Source organism: Microbacterium sp. ACRRU, from assembly GCF_022346945.1.
Lineage (GTDB): Bacteria > Actinomycetota > Actinomycetes > Actinomycetales > Microbacteriaceae > Microbacterium > Microbacterium mcarthurae.
Window position 1 is genome coordinate 115,923 of the sequence record NZ_JAKRNI010000005.1, and the last position, 21,357, is coordinate 137,279.

Consider the following 21,357-nt stretch of genomic DNA (forward strand, 5'->3'; position numbering starts at 1 on the left):
CTCTCCTCCTTCGTGACCCGCGCGCGCGGGGCGATGCGTCAGCCGCGCACGGGGCTGTGCACGGGTTCGAACTCCGAACCGTCGGTACCGGTCAGTCTCTCGTGGAACGCCTGCACGGTGCCGGGCCACAGCAGGGTCAGCCGCCCCGACCTCTCGTCGACGTACCAGTTGCGGCATCCGCCGGTCATCCAGGGGGTGGATGCCGCGGCGGCGGCGATCTCTTCGGTGTAGGCCGCCTCTGCCTCGGGGCGGACGCGCAGCACGCGATCGGCGCGACGGTCGCGCTCGGCGAGAGCGCGGACGACGTACGCCGCCTGCTCCTCCATCATCAGCACCGCCGAGTTGTGCCCGAGGCTCGCGTTGGGGCCGTTGAGCACGAAGAGGTTCGGGAACCCCGCGACCACGGTCGAACCGAACGAGGTCATGCCCGTGCTCCAGTGCTCGGCGAGCGTTCCGTCTTCTCCGCGCACGAGGTCGGCGTACGGCTGTTGCGTCGAGGCGAAGCCGGTGGCCAGCACGAGCACGTCGGCCTGGTGCTGCCGGCCGCTTGCGGCGGTGAGCGTCGCCCCGTCGACGCGGTCCAGGGCGGTGGGTTCGAGCGTGACCCGGTCGGATGCCACGGCGGGGTAGAACGCATCGGAGAGCAGCACGCGCTTGCACCCGAAGGCGTAGCCGGGGGTGAGCGCGGCGCGCAGGGCCGGGTCGGCGACCTGGGCGTGCAGGTGGGCGAGGGCGGCGTCACGGGCGGCCGCGGAGGCCGCGGGGTCGCCGGAGCGCGAGGCGAACCGCGCCTCACCCTCCGCGTAGAGCTCGGCGCGCAGACGCGCGAGGGCGCCCGGGTTCTGAGCGAGGCGTTCGCGCTCGGCCTCGGGGATCTCGCCGCCGCCGCGCGGCACGATCCAGGCGGGCGTCCGCTGGAACAGCGTGACGTGGGCGGCGCGCTGGGCGAGTTCGGGCACGAGCTGCACGGCGCTCGCCCCCGTCCCGACGACGGCGACCCGCTTCCCGGTGAGGTCGACGTCGTGATCCCATCGCGCGGAATGGAACAGGGGCCCGGGGAAGGACTCCAGGCCCGGGATGACGGGGACGTGCGGTTCGGTCAGCCGTCCGCACGCGAGGACGAGCGAACGTGCGCGGAGGGTCTCGGCGCCGGTGTCGATGGTCCACACCGAGGTCTCGGCATCCCACTCCGCTCCCATGAGCGGCGTGTGCAGCCGGAGGCGGTCGCTGACGCCCGCCGCCACGTCGCGCAGGTACTGCTGGATCTCGTGGCCCTCGGCGAAGGTCTGCGACCAGCCCGCGTGCGGATGCGCGGCGTAGCTGTACAGGTGCGCGGGCACGTCGCACGCGACGCCCGGGTAGGTGTTGTCGCGCCACGTGCCACCGACGTCGCCGGCCCGCTCGATGATCACGACGTCGTCGCGGCCCGCGCGGCGGAGAGCGCCGGCCATGCCGAGCCCGGCGAAGCCCGCGCCGACGACGACGACGTCCACGACGTTCACGCGGTTGCTCCGGCGGCAGTGGGTGCGGCGGGCGAAATGCCGTAGTCGGTCGTCCGCAGACGGAACGGTCGCATCAGGCTGCGCGCGAGGCGCTCGGCGTCCGCGACCGGCAGCTCGAGGCCCTGCTCGATCCCGGTGTCAGGCAGCACGCGTCCGTCGTAGAGCGTGCCGCCGAGGTCGTCACCGCCGGAGCGCAGCAGCACGGCGGCGGTTTCGCGACCCACACGGGTCCACGGGATCTGCACGTGCGCGATCGAGCCCGACAGCAGCAGCCGCGACACGGCGACCATCGCGCGGTGCTCGTCGAGCGGGGAGCGCCCCGGGACCAGCGGAACGTCGCCGCCGGGCAGCGGGATGGGCACGAACTCGGCGAAACCGCGCGTCTCGGACTGGATGCCGCGCAACAGCCGCAGGTGAGCGATGCGCTCTTCCGCGGTCTCGACGTGCCCGTAGAACAGCACCGAGGTGGAGCGGAACCCGGCGCGGTGCGCGGCCGTGATGCCCTCGATCCAGCGGTCGATCTCGAGGTCGCCGGGCGCGACGAGCCCGCGCACGCGCTCGCTCAGCACCTTGACGCCGGTACCCGGCACCGTGTCGACGCCCGCATCGCGCATCGCCGCGAGCGCACGGTCGAGCCCGAGTCCCCCGCGGTCGGCGAGGTCGCGCACGTCGAGCGGACGATAAGCATGGACATGGATGCCGGGAGCCCCGCGCTTCACGGCCCGCACGAGGTCGAGATACCCGGTGGGGTCTTCGTCGGCGGAAAGCGCACCCTGGATGCAGATCTCGGTGGCACCGAGGTCGGCGGCATCCGCGGCGATCGCCTCGGCATCCGCGAGGTCGAACTCGCCGGCACCGCTGCGGCCCGCGCGGCGGAACCCGGTCGAGGTGAGGTTGCGGTTGCGGACGAGGGTCACCGGCTCGCCGACGGTGTAGCGGCGTGCGTCGTCGGCGGTGGCGGTGAGAGCGTCGAGCTCGGCGCCCGTCGCCTGCAGCAGCCGCGTCCAATCGGCGTCGTCGAGCGCGAGCGGGTCGGCGGCCGCCGTCTCGGCGAGGCGGAGCACGCCGGGGTCGACGGTCCTGGCGCTGGCGCTCACGGCACGGGGGATCACATCGGCCGCGAGGCCCTTGGCATCCGCCAGTCCCCGCACCGGGGCGTGCAGCGCAGGGTCGATCCAGGTCGTCGCGTCGCGCACGTACTCGGGGTGGGCGGTGAGGCGCTCGCGGAGCGCGAACCCGTGGGCCGCCGTCTGCGCGGCGAGGTCGTCGATGTGCGGCCACGGGCGCTCGGGGTTCACGTGATCGGCCGTGAGCGGCGAGACCCCGCCCCAGTCATCGATCCCCGCGCCGATCAGCAGCCCGAGTTCCCGCGGGTCTGAGAGGTTCGGCGGCACCTGGATCCGCATGTCGGGCCCGAACACGAGCCTCGCGACGGCGACCGTCGCGAGGTACTCGTGCATATCGGCATCCGGGGCCCCCTGCATGGCGGTGCGGGGCTTCGCGCGGAAGTTCTGCACGATGACCTCCTGCACGTGGCCGTGCCGATCGTCGAGGTCGCGCAGGGCGACGAGCGACTCGGCCCGATCGCGCACCGTCTCGCCGATGCCGATGAGGATGCCGGTCGTGAACGGGATGCCGGCGGCCCCCGCATCGTCGATGACGCGCAGGCGCAGGTCGGGGTCTTTGTCGGGGGAGCCGAAGTGCACCTCGCCGGGCTCTTCGTACAGTCGGCGCGAGGTGGTCTCGAGCATCATGCCCATCGACGGCGACACCGGACGCAGCGTCGCGAGCTCATCGGGGTGCATGACACCGGGATTGGCGTGAACGAGCATGCCCGTCTCGGCGGTGATGAGGCGCGCGATGTGTGCGACGTAGTCGATCGTCGAGGCGAAGCCGTGCTCATCGAGCCACGCGCGCGCTTCGGGCCAACGCTCTTCAGGGCGGTCGCCGAGGGTCAGCAGCGCCTCTTTGCAGCCGAGCGCCTGCCCCTGTCGGACCACCGTGAGCACCTGCTCGGGGCTCATGTACGCGGGCTTGCGCAGGAGCGCGAGCTGGCCGGGGGTGTCGACGAAGATGCAGTAGTGGCAGCGGTCGCGACACAGCGTCGTCAGCGGGACGAACACCTTGCGCGAGTAGGTGATGACGTGCGGCCGGCCTGCGCGCTTCAGCCCCTCATCGCGAAGGAGGGCGGCGGCGCGGGACAGCGCATCGAGCGGGGCGTGGAGCAGCCGCTCGGTCTCGTCGACGTCGGGCCGGTGCCCGTCGCGCACCCGCGCGAGGAGGTCGTCGATCGAGACGCCCCGGGCCGGTGCGGCCTGCGGCGCAGCGCTGCCCGTACTCATCGCTCCAGGCTATCCCTCCGCCCCGACATCGGGGCCGCGCGGCGGGGGCCCGGCCGCGAGGCGGCACCCGCCGCGGATCGTTGCGCTCTCGTGAGGCGCCGGGGCCGACGGCATCCGCCTCCGCTGGCAGGATGGATGCCATGGTGACCCTGCTGCTCGATCAGACGCAGCTCGAGGTCGTGCTCTCGCCGACCGAGCGTGCCCTGTCGTTCCGCAAGCGCAACATCGTGGTGCCGCGCTCCACGATCGACCGTGTGCAGCTCACGGACGACGCGTGGACCTGGCTGCGCGGCGTCCCCAACCCCGGCACCAACCTTCCCGTCGCCGTCGCGGCCGGCACGTGGAAGTCGGCAGGGGGCAACGACTTCGTCATCATCCGCCGCCGCAAGTCCAGCGTCGTCATCGACCTCCGCGGCCACGACGAGTTCGAACGCCTCGTCCTGACCACCAAGCACGGCGTGGCCTTGCTGAAGGCGCTGCGCCTCGAGGTGGCATCCGAGCCCGAGGACGTCGCCGACCTGGTCTCCTGACCCGCCCGCGCCCCCGCCGCCCGGACGTCAGTCGACGTCGCGGCGCCAGGTCGTGACGAGGCCGACCGCCACCAGCACCACGGCGTAGCCGAGCAGCACGAGGCCCCCGAGCCACCACTCGAGCTGCTCGGAGCCGCCGGCGCCCACGGCACCGAAGATCGTCTGCCCCACGAGCGCGTCGCTCGCGGCGCTGGGGAACCACCGCGCCACCGCGTCGAGGCCGTCGACGACACCGGCGATGGTCCGCACGATCGGCTCGATGAACAGGGTCACCGCCAGCACGATGACGATCGCCGCCACCTGGTTGCGGACGACGGTTCCGACGCCGATGCCCACGACGGTCCACAGCGCGAAGGCGAGCAGCATGCGCCCCACGAGCACCCACGTGTCGGACGAGCCGAGCTGCGTGTCGAGCCCGAACGCCGCGAACACCCCCGCTCCCGCCCCGATCGCGGCGAGCGAGCCGACCACGCCGTACAGCAGTCCCACCAGGATCCCGACGACGAACTTCCCGACGAGCACGACACCGCGTCGTGGCGTCGCCAGGAACGTGGGGGTCAGGGTCTTGTGCCGGAACTCCGTCGTGACCATGAGCGTCCCCGCCAGGAGCGGGAAGACGTATCCGACGGCGCTCGCCGAGCTGTAGACCAGCGGCGCCAGATCGTCGGCGGGCGGCGTCGGGCCCTGCGCCCCCGGGAGAGCCCCGGATGCCACGCCCCCGAACGCGAGCGCGAGCACTCCCGCCGTGAAACCGACGTAGACGACGAGCACGATGCCCAGCACCCACCAGCCGGCGGTGCTGAACTGCTTCGTGTACTCGGACCGAGTGGATGCCACCAGGCTCATCGCGACACCTCCGCGTCGTCGTTGCGAGCCCCGGTGGCGGGAACGATGTCGATCACGCCGGTCGAGGCCACGGCGTACGAGGGGCGCGGACCGGGATCGGGCTCCGTCGGATCGGGTTCCGCCAGGGGAGCGGCGTCGCGCGCGGCGGCAACGACCGGCACGAGGTCGGTCGACGGCGCGGGCGCAGCCGTAGCCGCGGGCGGGGGCGCGGCGGGCGCGGTGCTGCTCGGCTCTGGCGTCGGGGGCGTGGCATCCATCGCCGCGATGGGGCCGGCCGCGCTCGCGTGCGTCCGGACGCCGCTGACGAGTTCGAGGAAGATGTCCTCGAGGCTGGCGCCCTTGCTCTGCAGGTGCGAGAGCGCGACGCCGGCGCCGGCCGCCACCGCCCCGATCTCCACCGGCTCGTGATGCCGAATGGTGAAGCCGTTGCGCAGCAGCTGATACTCGATGCCGCGCTCGTCGAGCAGACGCGACAGGGCCTCGCGGTCCGGCGAGTCGACGACGGTGGAGTATTCGTCGGGGTCGGCGAGATCCTCGGTGCCGCCCTGGAACACCAGGCGGCCGCGCGAGATGATCAGCAGCGCGTCGACCGTCTGCTGGACCTCGGCGAGCAGGTGCGACGAGATGAGCACCGTTCGTCCTTCTTCAGCGAGGTGGCGCAAGAGGGAACGCATCCAGCGGATGCCTTCGGGGTCGAGTCCGTTCGATGGCTCGTCGAGCACGAGCACGCCCGGGTCGCCCAGCAGCGCGGTGGCCAGTCCGAGGCGTTGGCGCATGCCGAGCGAGTAGCCCCCCACGCGTCGTCCGGCGACGTCGGCGAGACCCACGAGCCCCAGCACCTCGTCGATGCGCGAGAGCGGCAGGCGCGCCGCGCGGGCGTAGGCCTTGAGATGGTTCGCGGCCGATCGGCCCGGGTGGAAGCTGGATGCCTCGAGCGCGGCGCCGACGGTCTGCAGGGGGCGCTCGATCTCGGCGTAACGGCGGCCGCCGATGGTCGCCGAACCGGAGGTGGGCCGCACGAGTCCGAGGAGCATGCGCAAGGACGTGGTCTTGCCCGCGCCGTTCGGGCCGAGGAAGCCGGTCACCAGGCCCGGCTCCACGCGCGCGGTCAACCCGTCGACGGCCGACACCGCGCCGAAGCGCTTGGTCAGCCCGGAGAATTCCAGCACCTGTCCCTGGGGCATCGAGGACCTCTCGTTCGGCGGGCGTTCTCCCCATCCTCCCCGATCCGAGGCCGAAAACACATCTCGCGCCCTGTGTAACGTGGCAGCGTGAACGCACAGCGATCCGACGACGACGAGGTCTTGGCGCGAGCCTGGCGCGGCGTGGGTCACCTGACCCTGAACCGCCCCCGTGCGATCAACGCCGTCGACGTGGGCATGATCCGCCGCATCGCCATCGCGCTCGACCGGTGGGAGCACGACTCCGACGTCGACCTGGTGCTGCTCGACGGTGCCGGTGACCGGGGTTTCTGCGCCGGGGGCGACGTACGCGCGCTCTACGAGTCCGTGGTCGCCGGTCGCACCGACGAGGTGCACACGTTCTTCCTCGAGGAGTACGCGCTGAACCACCGCATCGCCACCTACCCGAAGCCGATCGTCGCGATCGCCGACGGCGTGACGATGGGCGGCGGCATCGGACTCGCCGGGCACGCGCGTATCCGTATCGTGACCGAGCGGTCGCAGCTGGCGATGCCCGAGACGCGCATCGGCTTCACGCCCGACGTGGGCGGGTCGTGGCTCCTCGGGCGCGCCCCCGGCCGGGTGGGCGAGTACCTGGGGCTCACCGGAGCGACCATGGATGCCGCGGACGCGCTGTACGCCGGCTTCGCCGACCACCTCGTGCCGGTCGCCCACCTCTCGGCTCTGGAGGAGGCGTTGCAGTACCGCGCCGATCCGTCGAGCCCCACCGAGCTCGTACTGCTGTTCGACGAGAGCCCGGAACGGTCGAACCTCGAGACGTGGCGTCCGTGGATCGACGATGCCTTCTCGGCCGACGACCTCGACGGCATCCTGCACCGCCTCCGCCAGCGCTGGGAGCCCGAGGCGCACGCCACCGCTGATCTGCTGGAGGCGTCGGCCCCGACCGCCGTGACCGTCACGCTGGAGGCGGTGCGTCGGGCGCGGGCGCTGCCGTCGCTGCGCGCCGCCCTCGCGCAGGAGTACGGTCTGGTCATGTGGTTCGCCACCACCCAGCCCGACCTCGCCGAGGGGATCCGGGCGCAGCTCGTCGACAAGGACCGCTCGCCGTCCTGGTCGCCCGCGCACCGCGCCGATCTGCCTCCCGGACGTGTCGCCGAGGCATTCGCCTACGAGCCGAGCCCCGCACTGTGGTGACCGTGGAATGAACGGGCGCAGGACGCGGCGGTGGTCGGTCGGGCGGCTGCTCGACGGGTTCTTCTTCGTCTTCGCGGGTCTCGCGGCCGTGTGGCTCGCGTACCTCAGTTTCACCCAGACCTTCACCATCGGGTGGGGTGGCATCCTCATGGCGATCGTGTTCTGGGGGCTCCTGGCGTACCTCGTCCTGCCGCGGCTGCATCGCATCCTGACCGCGATCTACGTCCCCGACTACTTCATGGGGCGCACGCGGACGTCCGACGGGTTACTCGGCGACCCGGTGAACCTCGCCTTTCAGGGCGAGCGCGCGCAGATCGAGGCCGTGATGGCCGCGGCGGGGTGGATTCGCGCCGACCCCGTGAGCCTGGCCTCGTCGTGGCGCATCGTGGCCTCGACGCTCCGCCGACGCAGCTACCCCACGGCACCGGTCAGCCCGCTGTTCCTGTTCGGCCGCATGCAGGACCTCGCGTACCAGCAGGAGGTTGCCGGGTCGCCCGCGCAGCGGCACCACGTGCGACTGTGGCGCTGTCCCGACGGGTGGCTGCTCCCGGGCGGGCGGAGGGTGGACTGGCTGGCCGCGGGCACGTTCGACCGCGCCGTCGGCCTCTCGCTGTTCACGCTGCAGGTGACGCACCGCATCGACGCCGACACCGACATCGAGAGGGACCACATCGTCGCCACCGTGCAGACCGTGCCCGGGGTGGCCCTCGATGTCATCCGCGACTTCTCCACCGGCTACCACTCGCGCAACGGCGGCGGCGACACCATCTCCACCGACGGCGACCTGCCGATCCTCGACGCGCGCGGCGTCGACCCGCTGACGCTCCTCCCTGCGACGGGACAGAGGGATGCCGTCGGCCCCGGCGGTCCGGGGGAGGTCCGGCCGTGAGGGAGAAGCATCCCCGCAAGAGGGCGGCGTTCGAACCCCTCGCCGCCCCGGTCGCGCACGACCCCGCGATGCGCCGCCCTGCTGCCACCGTCGCGGGCGGAGTGCTCGTCCTGCTGCGCGCCGCGGCGGGCATCGTGTGGGGCCTCACCGTCGCGTTCGACCTGCCGCCGTGGGTGCAGGCGGTCGCCGGCGCCGCGGACGGTTCCGGTGCCGAGCCGACCCTGACCCTCTCGGACCTCGGCCTGAGCGCGGGGGTGTTCTTCGGCATCCTGGGCGTGATCACGGTGATTCAGGCGGTGTTCGGCATCCTGCTGCTGCGGGGAAGCAACGTCGCCCGCGTCCTGGTGATGCTCGTGTCGACGGTCTCGATCGTGAGCGCGTTCGTGGGCTGGTGGGAGCTCGGGCAGGAGATCACGGTCGGCACGACCCTCGTCACGGTGAGTCTCGACATCCTCGTGCTCCTCGCCCTTTCGAGCCGGGATGCCGCCGCCTACGCCCGTCGCAACGAGCGACGCTGACGTCGGTCCGTCCGCACGACTCCTGCAGAACCGATGCGCCGGCATCTTGCGACGGGGGCCGCCCGCACATCTGCCGGAGTTGTGCCGCCGTCAGCGAAACCTCGGGCGCATCCCGGGCGTTGCCCAGACGGCGGCGGATAGCCTGGATGTCGCCGCGCCCGAGCGGCAGAACGGATGACGGACGTGTTCGACAGCCCCATGTCGCTCTCGGCATACGAGGTGCTCCGCGTCGACGTCGACATCGACGACGAAGGTCTGCGGCGCGCCTATCGCGTGCGGCTGCGGGAGACGCACCCCGACACCGGCGGGGATGCCGCGCTGTTCGTGCAGGTGCAACGCGCGTGGGAGCTGGTGGGCACGCCCGAAGCGCGCGCGGCGTACGACCGTGGCCGAGGGTACGCCGCATCCGAGTGGAGCGGCGGGGGCACGGCACCCACCCCGTCCCGTCCGGACACTCGTCCTCGGGCGCGCGCCTACGGGCAGCCCGGCGGGTGGCGGCGGGAGAGGTACCTGTCGCTCATCCGCGAGTGGGTGGGGCGCGGCGTCGACATCACCGACCCGTACGACCCGGCGCTGGTGCGCTCGGCACCGCCCGAGATCCGGCACATCCTCGCCGACGCGCTCGCCGAGGAGGAGACCGCGCGGCTGGTGGCCGACCTCGGCATGGGCTACACGGTGTGGCACGACGTATTCGCGGATCGCGACGGCGTCGACCCCGAGCAGAAGGTCGACCATCTCGTGCTCGGGCCGAGCGGCCTGTACGCGATGCTGAGCGAGGACTTCGGCGGACCGGTCGGCGTGCGCCGCGGCGAGATCAGCGGACCGAACGTCATCGGGGCACCCGTGACGCAGTTGGTCTCCCGGGCCCGCGTCATCGCGCGCGCCGCGGGTGTGCGGTTCAGCGGGGCGATGGTCGTCCTTCCCGACGACGCGATCCTCGATGCCGTGACCGAACTCGGCAAAGTACGCGGCACCCCGGTGGCGCTCGTCACCCGCAGCGCCCTCACGACGCTGCTGCGCCGTGGCATCCCGGGCGCCCGAGAGGTCGGCGGGACCGAGCTGTTCGATATCCGCACCCGCCTGCAGCAGCGCGTCCGTCACGTCTGACGCTCGTCCTCGCCCTGGACCCGAAAATTCTGGTGCGGGTGCATCCGCGACACGGTCTCCGGCGGAACAACTCCACAACGGGCGGACCACCGCCCCCCGCCAAGGAGGAAATCGTGCGTAAGACTCTCACTGCCGGGATCGCCACCGGCCTCGTGCTGGCAGCCGGTGTCGCCCTGCCCGCTCATGCCATTTCGTCATCGAGTGCAGACCTGTCGGTCCTGCACGCGATCCCCGGTCTGACCGTCGACGTCTACGTCGATGGCGCCCTCACCCTCGATGACTTCACCCCGGGAACCCTCGCGGGCCCGCTCGATGTGCCCGCCGGCGAGCACGTCGTCGCGATCACCGCGGCCGACGCGGCCGACGACAGCGCACCGGTTCTCGGCCCCGTCACCCTCAACCTGGCCGCCAACTCCAGCTACACCGCCGTGGCGAACCTGGACGCTTCGGGGAATCCCACGCTCAACAACTTCACCAATGACATCAGCGCGACGAAGGCGGGCGAAGGCCGCTTGACGGTCCGCCACACGGCGGCCGCTCCCGCCGTCGACGTGCTGGCGGGTGGTTCGCCCGTCGTCGAAGGGCTGGAGAACCCCAATGAGGCGACGCTCAACCTCCCCGCCGGCACCGTGTCCGCGGCCGTCGCGCTCGCCGGAACCACCGATCCGGTCCTCGGGCCGACGGACGTCACCATCAAGGACGGCACCCTGACCGTCGTCTACGCGTGGGGCAGTGCCGAAGACGGCAACCTCGCCCTCGCGGTGCAGGAGATCACGACCGCGCACTCGAACCCGGGCGGGGTCCCCTCCGGAACCGCGGGCTACGCCGCGCAGCAGGATGCCACGAACCAGGCCCTCTGGGTGACCGGTCTCGCGCTCGTGCTGGCCGGCGGCGTCGCCGCGACGGTGATGGTGCGCCGCCGCCGCGTCCAGTCCTAACTGTCCGGTCGCGGGGTGCGTCTCCCAGCGCGCCCCGCGGCCGGCGCCCGTCCCTTCAGGTGAGCTCCGTGAAACGTCTCTTTCCCGCTGTCCTGGCCGTCCTGCTCCTCGCCGGATGCTCGTCGCCGGCTCCGCCCGCCGCCTCTCCCGCGGCCGAGGTGTCGTCGACTCCTTCGTCGACGCCGGTTCCCCGGCCGACGGCGACGGTGGAGGTGCCCCGCTCGGCGGCCACGCCAGCGCCTGCGGCATCCGACCCTCCTGCCCGAGTGTCCATCGAGGCCCTGGGGATCAGTGTTCCCATCGTGCCCGTCGGCGTCGACGACGTCGGCTTCATGGAGATCCCCGAGGACCCCGCGATCGGCGGGTGGTATCGCTTCGGTCCCGAGCCCGGCACGGGAAGCGGCAACACCGTCATCGCGGCGCACATCGATTCGCCCGACTACCCGATCGGCCCCTTCGCGTCGTTGCGCGACGCGCCCGCCGGTGCCGAGGTGCGGGTGGTGTCCGAAGCGGGTGTGGAATCCCGGTGGTCCGTGCAGACCGTGACCTACTACGCCAAGACCGACCTCGACACGGATGCCCTCTTCGCCCGGACCGGACCGGCCGCGCTCGTCCTCGTGACCTGCGGGGGCGAGTTCGACGCCTCCACCGGCAGCTACCGCGATAACGTCGTCCTGGTCGCGACGCCGATGTCATGACCGGGGGCGAGCTCATGGGTGAGGAGTCGGCTCGGGCCGAATCGGCCCTCGACGCGCGCTTCCGCGCCGGAGACGAGAGTGCGCTGGGGGAGATCTACCGTCGCTGGTCGCCGGTGGTGTACACCTTCGCGCTGCGCTCGTTGGGGGATCGCGCCGACGCCGAGGACGTGACCCAGAAGACGTTCGTGTCCGCGTGGACGTCGCGCGCGACGTTCGATTCGTCCAAGGCGCAGTTGTCCACGTGGTTGATCGCGATCGCCAAACGCCGCATCGCCGACACGCACGAAGCGCGAGCGCGTATCCGCGCGCTGCACGAGCAACTGCAGCGCACCGCTGCGGCCGATGAGATCCCTGGGCCGGAGATCGACCTGAGTGAGACCATCCTCCTGGCGCGCGAGCTTGAATGCCTCGAGCCGGACGCCCGACGCGTCATGCGCCTCGCCTTCTTCGACGACCTCACTCACCAGGAGATCTCGGACCGTCTGCACATGCCCCTGGGAACCGTGAAGAGTCATATACGTCGCAGTCTGCTCCGCATGAAAGCCCGTCTGGAGGTGAGCCATGTCGCATCTTGAACCGGAGATCCTCGCTCTCATGGCGATGGGCGAGTCGGTGGCGTCGGCCGAAGACCGCGCCCATATCGAAGACTGCCCGGGATGCCGGAGCGAGCTCTCGCTCCTCCGGCATGCGGTCACCGTCGGACGCGCGACCATCGACGTCGGCGAGCTGGAGACACCGGATGCCGCCGTCTGGTCGCGTATCGCCGACGAACTGCGTCTGAGCGACGAGGCGCGAGCGGTCGTGGCGCCTCCCGCGGTGGGCGTGCCGGGATCTGCCCCGCCGCGGGACACCCTGTCGACCCCCGTGGTGGACACGGCGACGCGCCGGTCGAGGCGTCCTTCGACGCGCCGGCGATCCGCTTCCCGTGCGTCCTGGGTGTTGGCGGCATCCCTCGCGCTGCTGGTCGGTTTGGGCGTGGGTTCGTGGGCCCTCGTGCGTCAGCTCGCCCCCACGCCCATCGCGCAAGCCGCCTTGGAGGCGTTGCCCGACCACCCCGGTGCCAGTGGATCGGCGGTCGTCGACCGGGACCGTGAGGGAAGCGACACCGTGACCGTCACGCTGGACGCCCCGAACGACCCGAACGGCTACCACGAGGTGTGGCTCATCACCGCCGACGCGTCGGCGCTGGTCAGCCTGGGCGTGCTCGCCGGCAGCGAGGGAACCTTCACGATCCCCGCGGGCGTCGATCTGAACGAGTACCGGCTCGTGGACATCTCGGACGAGCCGGTCGACGGTGATCCGACCCACTCGGGCGACTCGATCGTGCGCGGACAGCTCGCCTTCGGCTGACGGCGGAGGGAATGTTCAGGCGCTCAGCGGCGCCTCGAAGAACGCCAGCTCCCGCTGCATCGACCGGGCGTACGCGGCTGACATCAGGGAGCGGACGGTGGGGGATGCCGCTCGGGCGGCGGCATCCGCGATCCGGGACGCCTCGGTCGATGACGCCGCGAACACCTCGTCGCCGTACGCCGTGAGCCAGTCGGCGTACGCGTGGTCGGGGGCGAAGGTGCCGCGCCAGCGGGCGCCGATGTCGGTGTACAGCACGAAGCACGGCAGCACGGCCGCGACCAGCACCGCGTAGGAGCCGCTCGCCGACACGGCGTGCAGGTGGTCGGTGTAGGCGGTGGTATCCGCCGCGGGTTCGAGGCCGGTGGCATCCACGTGGCTCTCGTGCAGGCGTGCTTCCTCGGCGAGGCACGACGCCGACGCGGACGCCCAGAAGCGCTGTTCCTCGGTCGAGGGCGCGAGCGCCGCCGCGCGGGCGAGGACGCGGGCGTACTCGCGCAGATAGAGCAGGTCCTGCCCGAGGTACCAGGTGAACGCCGCACGATCGAGATCGCCGGATGCCAGCCCTCGCACGAAGGCGCAATCGTCGACGTCGGCGCGCACCGGCGCCGCCTCGGTCCACGCGGCGGAGCTCCACGAGGAGCCGAGATCGAGGTGCGGCCGCAGCTCGTGGAAGTGGTCGATGGGGCCGTTGCCGCGCCCCACGTGGAGTCCGGAGGCGTGTTCGAGAGCGCCGGTGAGCCACGGCTTCGCGCGCTCCAGCGCAGCGGACCAGTCCAGACCGTGCGCCGCGAGCGTCGCCATGGCGGACGAGAGCGAGCAGCCCGTGCCGTGCGTGTGCGGGGTGTCGACCCGGCGGCCGGGCACCGGGTGGATGCCGGTCGCGTCGACGATGGCATCCGGACTGTCCGCGCTCCGCAGGTGGCCGCCCTTGAGCAGGATCGCGGCGTCGGTGCGGGTCGCGAGGCTTCGTGCCTGCCGGAGCGCGGTGTCCCAATCCGTCGCGACGGGTTCGTCCACCAGGACCGCGAGCTCGGGCAGATTCGGGGTCACGAGGTCGGCGAGTCGACACAGATCGCGGACGGCCGCCTCGGCGTCGGCGTCGAGCAGCCGATCACCGCTCGTCGCGATCATCACGGGATCGAGCACGACGACCGGCGGCCGCACCTCGGCGAGCCACGCGGAGACGACCGCGACGACCTCGGCCGAACCCAGCATCCCGATCTTCACCGCGTCGATGACGACGTCGTCGCTGACCGCCCGGAGCTGCGCCCTGAGGAACTCGGTCGGCGGCACGTGCACCTCGCGCACGCCGCGGGTGTTCTGCGCGACGAGCGCGGTCACGGCGGCCATCCCGAATCCGCCGAACGCCGAGATGCTCTTGAGGTCGGCCTGGATGCCGGCACCCCCGGTCGGGTCCGTTCCGGCGATGCTCAGGACGCGGGGGATCATGACCACGCCTCGCGTAGCGCGCGGCTCGCCGCGGCGGGGTCGTCGGCACCGCTCACCGCTGAGACGACGGCCACGCCCGCGGCCCCGGCTCGCCGGAGCGCGGCGATGTCGTCCAGCCCGATCCCTCCGATCGCGACGCACGGCAGGACAGTGGATGCCACGAGCGCGGCGAAACCGTGCACGCCGAGGGGTTTCGGGTGGTCGGGTTTGGTCGAGGTGGCCCGGATGACGCCGACACCGAGGTAGTCGAGCGTGCCCGGGGGCAGCGCGTCGGCCGCTGCGAAGTGCTCGGGGGTGTTCGCCGTCCATCCGATGAGCGACTTCGTACCCAGCAGGCGACGGGCGGAGGCGACGGGGAGATCGCTCTGGCCGAGGTGCACCCCGTCGACGCGCACGCCCGCGTCGCGGGCCGCGAGGGCGATGTCGACGCGGTCGTCGATGACGAACGCCGCTCGGCCGGCGATCACATCGGCGAGAGCGGTCGCCCGATCGAACAGCGCACGTCCGCTCGCGGTCTTGTCGCGGAACTGGATGACGCCGACGCCGGCTCCGGCCGCCGCATCGACGACCTCGACCACACGCGCGAACGGCAGGCGGTGGTCGGTGACGAGGTGCAGCGACAGGTCGATGGTGTTCACGCCGTGACCCGCCCGTCGAGCTCGGCGGGCTCGAGGGTCGCGAGGGCGTCGAGGAATGCCACCGCGAAGGACCCGGGTCCTCTCGAGGCCACCTCGGCCCGCTCGGATGCCACGGCCCAGATCGCGCTCGCCGTCGTCGCGGCGGTGAAGCCGTCGGTCACCGCGAGCAGTCCCGCCATCGCGGCGCCCAGGGCGCAGCCGCCGCCGGTGACCTTGGTCAGCAGGGCGCTGCCGCCGGGAACGAGCGCGGTGCGTTCGGCATCCACGATGAGGTCGACCGGACCCGATACCGCGACCGTCCCGCCCGTGCGGACGGCGAGGGATCGGGCGGCCTCCCGCGCGGCCTCGGGGGAGTCTGTGGAGTCGACCCCGCGACCGCCGGCGCCCGCCCCGGCGAGGGCGAGGATCTCCGACGCGTTGCCGCGCACGATCGTCGGTCGTGACGCGAGCAGCTCGTGGGCAAGCGCCGTGCGGACGGGCAGGGCACCTACCGCGACCGGGTCGAGCACCCACGGCGTCCCGACGGCGACGGCTTCGCGCGCGGCGTCGCGCTGCTCGGCCGTCGGGGTGCCGAGGTTCACCAGCACGCCCCCGGCGATCCCGGCGAACAGGCCCGCCTCGCCGGGGATGTCGCACATCGCGGGCGAGGCGCCGAGCGCCAGGAGCGCATTGGCGGTGAAGTTCGTCACCACCGTGTTGGTGATGCACTGCACGAGCGGCGGGGTCGCCCTCAGCTCGGCCAGGGCGGTGGACGGAGACGACGACGTGCGAACGACCATTCGCGACATCCCTTCGCTAGTACGAACTAGATCAGGTTCGACGGGTGTGTTCTCAGCCCCAGAGGGCACCCCGTGTCACTGCGGGCGACGCTAGCACGACGGAGGGTGTCTCGTCGTCCACTCGGACGCGCGCGGGCAACGTCGAGACGAGCACGACGTGTCAGAAGGGTGCGGGTTCTTCACCCGGTTCGGGTGGGGCCGGATCGTCGGGGACGAAGCGGACGGCCGGCGAGTAGGCGAGGGGCTCGTCGGTGTAGGTGCGGCCGGTGGGGGAGGTCCATTCCAGCACCCCACCGGGCAGCTGCCGGACCCTCCATCGGGTGAACTGCTTCTGGCTGTGATGGCGCTGGCAAAGGTGCGCGAGGTTCGTGACGTCGGTCGGACCGCCGAGCGCGTAATCGTGGGTGTGGTCCACCTCGGCGCGGACGGCGGGCACGGTACAACCGGGCCATCGGCAGCGGCGGTCGCGGGCGCGGAGGAACCGGTCGATCGCGGTGGTGCGATGGTAGGTGTCGGTGTGGAGAACGGCGCCGGAGACGGGATGGGTAATCACTCGGTCCCAGGGGAGCGAGGTCGCCTCGGCGAGAGCACGCGCGGTGTCGGCGTCGAGGGGGCCGTGGCCGACGAGTTCGGCGGGATCGCTGTTTTCTCGCTCGGGGGCGAGCAGGGTGAGCGCGGGGACGACGACCTGCACGCGCGCGCGGATGCCGCCGAGGATGCCGGGTCCGTCGTCGGTGCGGGTGGGGTCGGCATCGGGGGCGGCGGTCAACAGAACGTCGGCGAGGATGTCGGCGCGAAGCTGCGCCATGGTGCGTTCGTCCGAGCCGGGCTCGGAGGCCTCGTCCCGCGCGTCGATGACAGCCCGGGCCTGCCGGGTGAGGCGGTCGTAGATGCCGACCGCGAGCACCGTCGGCATCGTCGCGACCAGATCGGACATGCCGTCCTGCCCGCTGACGATGCGGACACATCGTGCCTCGCGACCGCGCCGGTGACGTTCGCTCAGCGTGGTCGGCTGGAGGCGTTCGGCGAGGGCGGCGAGGCGCGAGCGCAACCGGCCGGGGCTGAGCCCGTCGGCGGTCGCGACGGCGAGCAGGTCGAACTCCTCGCGCGCCTCGACAGGCAGGGGGGAGCCGACGTCGATGATCGCGTGGACGTGCGCACGCGTGATCACGCCCGCCTCCCAGGCGGCGAGGGTCTGCGGATAGTCGTCGACCAGCGTCATGGCGTGGCTGATCTGGGACTGCATCGTGCGATCGGACAGGCACTCGGCCGCGGCGAGTTCGGAGGCGACCTCGCGCAGCGCCATCTCGGAGGCTCGAGCGTGCTCCCGTCGATCGGTCATCACGTCGAGTGCGAGATGCCCAGCCGCGGCGAGAGCGCGGATGCGGGCCGCCTCCGCCGCGGCCAGCTCGGTGCCGGTCCGCAGGACTTCCGCGAGCACCGCAGATAGGCCCGCCGGGGCCGCGGAGGACGGATCGGAGTACATGTGTGCATGCTAGCGACCACCTCCGACATTACCCCCGGTCCGAATGCCTTTCTGGGGATGGATGCGGTCTCCCGAGGACGGTGGAGGAGTCGCGCTTCTGGCGAGCGCGATGGCGCGGCGCGGCGCGGCCGCGGGGGGAAGGTGGCGGACTCTCGCGCAGGGTCGCGGTATGTGGCTTGTGGTGCTGGACCCATACGGTCGGCCGGCCAAGAGAAAAGGCGAGTTCCCGCGCCGCGTCTTGGACGGCGACTTCCGGGAGCGGTCAGTCCGACGACCAGGTTTCGTCGAGAGCACGTTTGGCTTGCTCCCGCCCTGAGCTGGACCAGACGTGACGGGAGAAGTCGATGACGATCCGGTCGGAGGCATATGCGTCTTCGAGCGAAGCTGCGAAAGCTTCAGCGCGAGCGGGATCGGAGAACCGATAAAAAGAGGCCCGGTCGCTCTGTGCGGCCTCTACACATTCGTCCGTCTGGGGGCACGTCTGCTCGGTGACGTCGCGGAGCCCCTCGAATGCGTAGCCCGCGGCAGAATCACCGGCCCCCAACTCCTGGAAGTAGCTGATGGTGAGGTTGCGTTTGGGATTCACGACGTCCTGTGCGACCCGGAAGCTGAACCATGCCGCCACGGCAACCGTTGCTAAGGCAACCACCGCCACGACGAGCCGGGCATAACCCCGAAGACGTAACCTCCCTACCGGTTGCATTTGTGTCATCACACCAGGCCCGGGAGGTCAGGCATCGCTGACAGGTGCAACAGACCGGATGGCGGCGCCGGGCGCACGGCCCTCCACCCTCCACCCCCGATGCATCCGCACGAAACGTTGACATCGCAGGAACGGTTCTTTGCGCAGGGGCTCTCGCTCTCGTCAGAGAGACAGAGGTGTCGGAGCCGAAGGACGGTTGTGGCGCGGAGTAGAGAGTCCAAGGACGAGCCGGCTGAGCCGGTCTCGAGTCGGCGATAGGTGTGTACGGCGATCTGAGCTTCGTGCGCGATCTGTTCTTGAGAGGCGCCGTGCCCGCGGCGAGCCCGATAAAGCTGACTCGCGACGCACCACAGCGTTCGATCCAGCTGCTTCACCGTACCCACCGTTCGTCGGAAACATCTCGCTTGGTGGAAAGAACCTAACGGGGGGCAGGTTCGAGGGTTGCGAAAGCCCACGGTGACAGACCGCTATCGACGGCGCATCGTCCGCGTGGAGAGGAGTTGTTCTCACCCCGCCTCCGCTATCGCGCGTCCCGGGTTCACCCTCTCCGTTCTGTCAAGGCATCGTGCGTGGTGTAACGCCGGGCCGCCGTGAGATTCACTCTTCCCACCGACAAGAGAGACGCCCCATTGGGCAGAGACAGGGAGTGAAGTGGAAACCACGCGACCTCGGAGGAGCATCAAGGGCCAGCTGATCGTGGCCGCGTCGAGCACAGTTCTGGTGGGCACGATGGCGCTGCTCGGCGCGGCCCCGGCGAAGGCGACGGACTTTCGCTGCACCCAGAGTCAGCTGCAGATCAACTGTGGGGTGATTTACAACACTTCAGGGGCGAGCATCAGGATTGCTACCAACTTCTCCCCGACGTACGGCTCCGACGTCGGAACCGTGTCCGGGTTCACCGCAACCCTTGGCGGAACCCAGAACTCCAACTCTTTCAAGGACGGCTCGGGCCGGTTCTATGACTGGGACGCTGTATACGTTCCGCCGCGGCACTGCCTGACGATGAACGTAGGTCCCGGCCTTGCCAGCACTGTCCAGTATCGAAACACTCGCACGACAGGTGTCTGGTACAAGGTCAACAACGTTGGCGCGAACGTTCGTGGGCTGCGCTCGTGCTGACGGCTCGGATGCCTTCCGCAGGTAGTGACAGCCCAACGTTCGACCCGTCTAACATTTCGAGCATGGGGCAGCGTCCAAGCATCCGCGTTTATGTCGTCTTCGCGCTCTCCGTTCTGCTGATCGGAGCGGCGCTGTGGATGGCTTGGCGCTCCGCTTCCTCCTGGGCGTCATGTGTGGGTGCGTCGTGGATCGACATGAATCCGGCATGCGCTGAGGCCATGTCGACTTACGAGTACACGCCCCTGATCAATCTCTGGGTGGTTCTCGCTGTCGTTGTCTCCGCTGCGGTCGTTGGCGGGATAGTCCCGCGGATTCCTATCGGCGCAGTCGCCGTGGTGGCGGTTGTGATCGCCTGCCCACTCTTCGACGACGGCTTCTTCTGGGTCGACTGGGGCAGTGCGGACGGTATTCCCGGACATGGGCTTTGGACTGCATGCTGGCTGGCGGTGGCTGCATTGACCATGCTCTTCCCGTCCCCCCGTCGATCACCGAGTGCTCGGGGAGATCTACACGAGCACTCCACCACACCCGCACCCCGTCCTGAGAATCGCGGTGTCTGAGTACCACCTCGAACACCACGAAACTGCACCTTCACGCTCGTATGTAGCGTCGTCACGGCTCGCATGAGTGTCGACCCGTTCAGCCGCGGGCATGGCCCCCGGCGCCATCCCTCCCCCGGGTCCCGGCGAACATTCGGCGCACCGCAGCAGGCCGGTTCTCAGTCGTTGAGGCCGAAGAGATCGAGCGGGTGCGTGAGTCGCCACCACGGGCTCGGTGGGTCGATGTCGGTCTCGAGCTGCACGTCGACGGTGTCGGCGTCGAGGGGTCCCGTCAGCACGAGCTCTCCGACCGAGGCGCCCGCGTCGCGGGCCTCACCGAGGTCGAGGGCCGTTCCCGGTTGAGCGGCCGCGCCGTTCCACAGCACGTTCTGCGCGTCTTCGGCCGTGACGAGCGCGACGTCCTCGCCCCACAGCGTCGACACGCGACCGACGACGGTTCCCGCGGGCACCGACGTCCGCAACTGAATCTCCTCGGCGAGACGCGCGTAGAGGTCGCGGCTGGCCTGATCGCGTGACTCCGGCCCGGGCTGTCCGAGGACGGCGGCGTAGACGCGCACGGTGGTCGTGCCCACGGTCAGGTCTTTCGCCGACAGCAGGTTCCAGGCATCCAGAGTCCCGGTCTTGATGCCCACGACGCCGGGGTCGGCGAGCAGCGGGTTGCCGTTGCGGAAGGATCCGGCCCCCGGCAGTGACAGCTCCGGGGTGCGCACGATCTCGGCGATCACCGGGTTCTGCAGTGCTTTCTCGGCGAGCGTGATGAGGGCGGCCGGGGTGGCGGTGTTGCCCGCCTCGATGCCGGTCGGGTTGACGATCGTGATGCCCGTGATCCCCCGCTCGACGAGGTACCGGTCGGCTGCGGCGACGAAATCGGCGTTCGAGGGCCAGATATCGGATGCCAGGCGCTGGGCGTAGTTGTTGGCGGACGCGATGAGCATGCCCTGCAGCATCTGCAGCTGGGTGAGTGTGCCGTCAACCGGGACGTCGAGCGAGGACTCGCCGCGGGCCCGGTACTGCCAGTAGTCGTCGCTGTCGGCCTGCGTGAAGGCGTACGTCGGCCCCTGTTCGCCCGGCGCGAGGGGAAGGCGCTCGAGCACGAGCAGCGCGGTCACGACCTTGGTGATGCTCGCGATCGACTCGGGGGCGTTCGCCGACGACAGCACATCGGGCATGCCCTGCACCGCGATGGCTGCTTCGCCCTGCCCGGGCCACGCCGGTTCGGCGGCGGGGGCGGCGATCGGCTGCACGACGAGCGGCTGGATGCGCGGGACGACGGCGTTCAGCGGCCACAGCAGCGTGACCGCGGCGTACACCGCGACAAGCAGCATGAGCAACAGGGTTGGTACGACGGTGCCGGGCCGGAGGGCGCGGCGGCGGCGACCCGCGAGCAGGTCGGGGGAGCGCGGGCCGGTGGGTGTCAGCGCGAACTCGGGCGCGGAACGCGGCGCCGTCGCCGCGACCGGATCGACCCACGTCAGAGCGATCGGGCCACCGATGAGGACGCGCTCCGAGGACGGCGCAGCGGCCTCTCCGGCGGAGGCCACGGGGGCGGCGGGGGCGTCCGCCGGAG

21 protein-coding genes and 1 riboswitch are annotated in these 21,357 nt (G+C 71.1%); of the genes, 11 read left to right on the plus strand and 10 right to left on the minus strand.

From position 1 onward, the window contains the following. Window positions 1-38: 38 nt before the first annotated feature. Window positions 39-1,502: an NAD(P)/FAD-dependent oxidoreductase gene (locus MHY30_RS05045; protein WP_239275655.1), complete on the minus strand. Its 1,464-nt coding sequence runs from the start codon at window positions 1,500-1,502 to the stop codon at window positions 39-41. Next, window positions 1,499-3,844, minus strand: coding sequence for a 7,8-didemethyl-8-hydroxy-5-deazariboflavin synthase CofG (gene cofG / locus MHY30_RS05050; protein WP_239275657.1), 2,346 nt, complete (start codon window positions 3,842-3,844; stop codon window positions 1,499-1,501). The genes MHY30_RS05045 and cofG overlap by 4 nt, the downstream gene beginning before the upstream one ends. Window positions 3,845-3,984: 140 nt before the next feature. On the opposite strand from cofG, the gene MHY30_RS05055 reads away from it, so the two are divergent. After that, on the plus strand, window positions 3,985-4,374 hold the full coding sequence (locus MHY30_RS05055) for a hypothetical protein (protein WP_239275659.1): 390 nt from the start codon (window positions 3,985-3,987) through the stop codon (window positions 4,372-4,374). A gap of 27 nt (window positions 4,375-4,401) precedes the next feature. Here MHY30_RS05055 and MHY30_RS05060 read toward each other — a convergent pair whose 3' ends face one another. Both MHY30_RS05060 and MHY30_RS05065 read right to left on the minus strand, forming a co-directional pair. Beyond that, window positions 4,402-5,220, minus strand: coding sequence for an ABC transporter permease (locus MHY30_RS05060; protein ID WP_239275661.1), 819 nt, complete (start codon window positions 5,218-5,220; stop codon window positions 4,402-4,404). Then, complete coding sequence (locus MHY30_RS05065; RefSeq protein ID WP_239275663.1) at window positions 5,217-6,404, minus strand: ABC transporter ATP-binding protein; 1,188 nt, start codon at window positions 6,402-6,404, stop codon at window positions 5,217-5,219. The genes MHY30_RS05060 and MHY30_RS05065 overlap by 4 nt, the downstream gene beginning before the upstream one ends. A gap of 87 nt (window positions 6,405-6,491) precedes the next feature. Between MHY30_RS05065 and MHY30_RS05070 the strand changes: the two genes are divergently transcribed. The 8 genes from MHY30_RS05070 to MHY30_RS05105 all read left to right on the plus strand — a co-directional run bounded on the left by MHY30_RS05070 (window position 6,492) and on the right by MHY30_RS05105 (window position 13,056). Continuing rightward, window positions 6,492-7,556 (plus strand): enoyl-CoA hydratase/isomerase family protein, encoded by a 1,065-nt coding sequence (locus MHY30_RS05070; RefSeq protein ID WP_239275665.1) that lies wholly within the window; start codon window positions 6,492-6,494, stop codon window positions 7,554-7,556. Between the two features lie 7 nt (window positions 7,557-7,563). Then, entirely contained in the window at window positions 7,564-8,445 is an 882-nt protein-coding gene (locus MHY30_RS05075) for an LssY C-terminal domain-containing protein (RefSeq protein WP_308192648.1), read from the plus strand. Next, entirely contained in the window at window positions 8,442-8,963 is a 522-nt protein-coding gene (locus tag MHY30_RS05080) for a hypothetical protein (protein ID WP_239275667.1), read from the plus strand. The genes MHY30_RS05075 and MHY30_RS05080 overlap by 4 nt, the downstream gene beginning before the upstream one ends. A 183-nt stretch (window positions 8,964-9,146) precedes the next feature. Then, window positions 9,147-10,070 carry a DnaJ domain-containing protein gene (locus tag MHY30_RS05085; protein WP_239275669.1) on the plus strand — a complete coding sequence of 308 codons (924 nt, stop codon included), beginning with the start codon at window positions 9,147-9,149 and terminating at the stop codon, window positions 10,068-10,070. 113 nt (window positions 10,071-10,183) lie between these two features. Then, window positions 10,184-11,008, plus strand: coding sequence for a DUF4397 domain-containing protein (locus tag MHY30_RS05090; RefSeq protein ID WP_239275671.1), 825 nt, complete (start codon window positions 10,184-10,186; stop codon window positions 11,006-11,008). Between the two features lie 68 nt (window positions 11,009-11,076). Next, on the plus strand, window positions 11,077-11,706 hold the full coding sequence (locus MHY30_RS05095; protein WP_239275673.1) for a class F sortase: 630 nt from the start codon (window positions 11,077-11,079) through the stop codon (window positions 11,704-11,706). Next, the gene (locus tag MHY30_RS05100; protein WP_239275675.1) at window positions 11,703-12,281 is read left to right on the plus strand and encodes an RNA polymerase sigma factor; all 579 of its coding nucleotides are present in this window, start codon (window positions 11,703-11,705) and stop codon (window positions 12,279-12,281) included. The genes MHY30_RS05095 and MHY30_RS05100 overlap by 4 nt, the downstream gene beginning before the upstream one ends. After that, entirely contained in the window at window positions 12,268-13,056 is a 789-nt protein-coding gene (locus MHY30_RS05105) for an anti-sigma factor (protein WP_239275676.1), read from the plus strand. Before MHY30_RS05100 ends, MHY30_RS05105 begins: the two co-directional genes overlap by 14 nt. Before the next feature lie 15 nt (window positions 13,057-13,071). On the opposite strand, the gene thiD is transcribed toward MHY30_RS05105, so the two are convergent. From thiD to MHY30_RS05130, 5 genes are all read right to left on the minus strand, one after another. After that, window positions 13,072-14,505: a bifunctional hydroxymethylpyrimidine kinase/phosphomethylpyrimidine kinase gene (thiD, locus tag MHY30_RS05110; protein WP_239275679.1), complete on the minus strand. Its 1,434-nt coding sequence runs from the start codon at window positions 14,503-14,505 to the stop codon at window positions 13,072-13,074. Further along, on the minus strand, window positions 14,502-15,143 hold the full coding sequence (gene thiE / locus MHY30_RS05115; protein ID WP_239275681.1) for a thiamine phosphate synthase: 642 nt from the start codon (window positions 15,141-15,143) through the stop codon (window positions 14,502-14,504). The genes thiD and thiE overlap by 4 nt, the downstream gene beginning before the upstream one ends. Then, window positions 15,140-15,922 (minus strand): hydroxyethylthiazole kinase, encoded by a 783-nt coding sequence (gene thiM, locus MHY30_RS05120; protein WP_239275683.1) that lies wholly within the window; start codon window positions 15,920-15,922, stop codon window positions 15,140-15,142. Before thiM ends, thiE begins: the two co-directional genes overlap by 4 nt. Then, window positions 15,914-16,005, minus strand: a riboswitch (TPP riboswitch). It overlaps the preceding gene by 9 nt. A gap of 77 nt (window positions 16,006-16,082) precedes the next feature. Next, window positions 16,083-17,408, minus strand: a complete 1,326-nt coding sequence (locus MHY30_RS05125) for an HNH endonuclease signature motif containing protein (RefSeq protein WP_239275685.1) — start codon at window positions 17,406-17,408, stop codon at window positions 16,083-16,085. Between the two features lie 262 nt (window positions 17,409-17,670). Further along, window positions 17,671-18,033, minus strand: coding sequence for a hypothetical protein (locus tag MHY30_RS05130; protein ID WP_239275687.1), 363 nt, complete (start codon window positions 18,031-18,033; stop codon window positions 17,671-17,673). 729 nt (window positions 18,034-18,762) lie between these two features. Between MHY30_RS05130 and MHY30_RS05135 the strand changes: the two genes are divergently transcribed. Together MHY30_RS05135 and MHY30_RS05140 are read left to right on the plus strand one after the other, a co-directional pair. Beyond that, window positions 18,763-19,230, plus strand: coding sequence for a hypothetical protein (locus MHY30_RS05135; protein ID WP_239275689.1), 468 nt, complete (start codon window positions 18,763-18,765; stop codon window positions 19,228-19,230). A 62-nt stretch (window positions 19,231-19,292) separates the two neighbouring features. After that, on the plus strand, window positions 19,293-19,790 hold the full coding sequence (locus tag MHY30_RS05140; protein ID WP_239275691.1) for a hypothetical protein: 498 nt from the start codon (window positions 19,293-19,295) through the stop codon (window positions 19,788-19,790). A gap of 158 nt (window positions 19,791-19,948) precedes the next feature. Here the strand turns inward: MHY30_RS05140 and MHY30_RS05145 are convergent. Next, on the minus strand, window positions 19,949-21,357 hold a 1,409-nt coding region (locus tag MHY30_RS05145), incomplete at its 5' end, for a D-alanyl-D-alanine carboxypeptidase family protein (protein WP_239275693.1).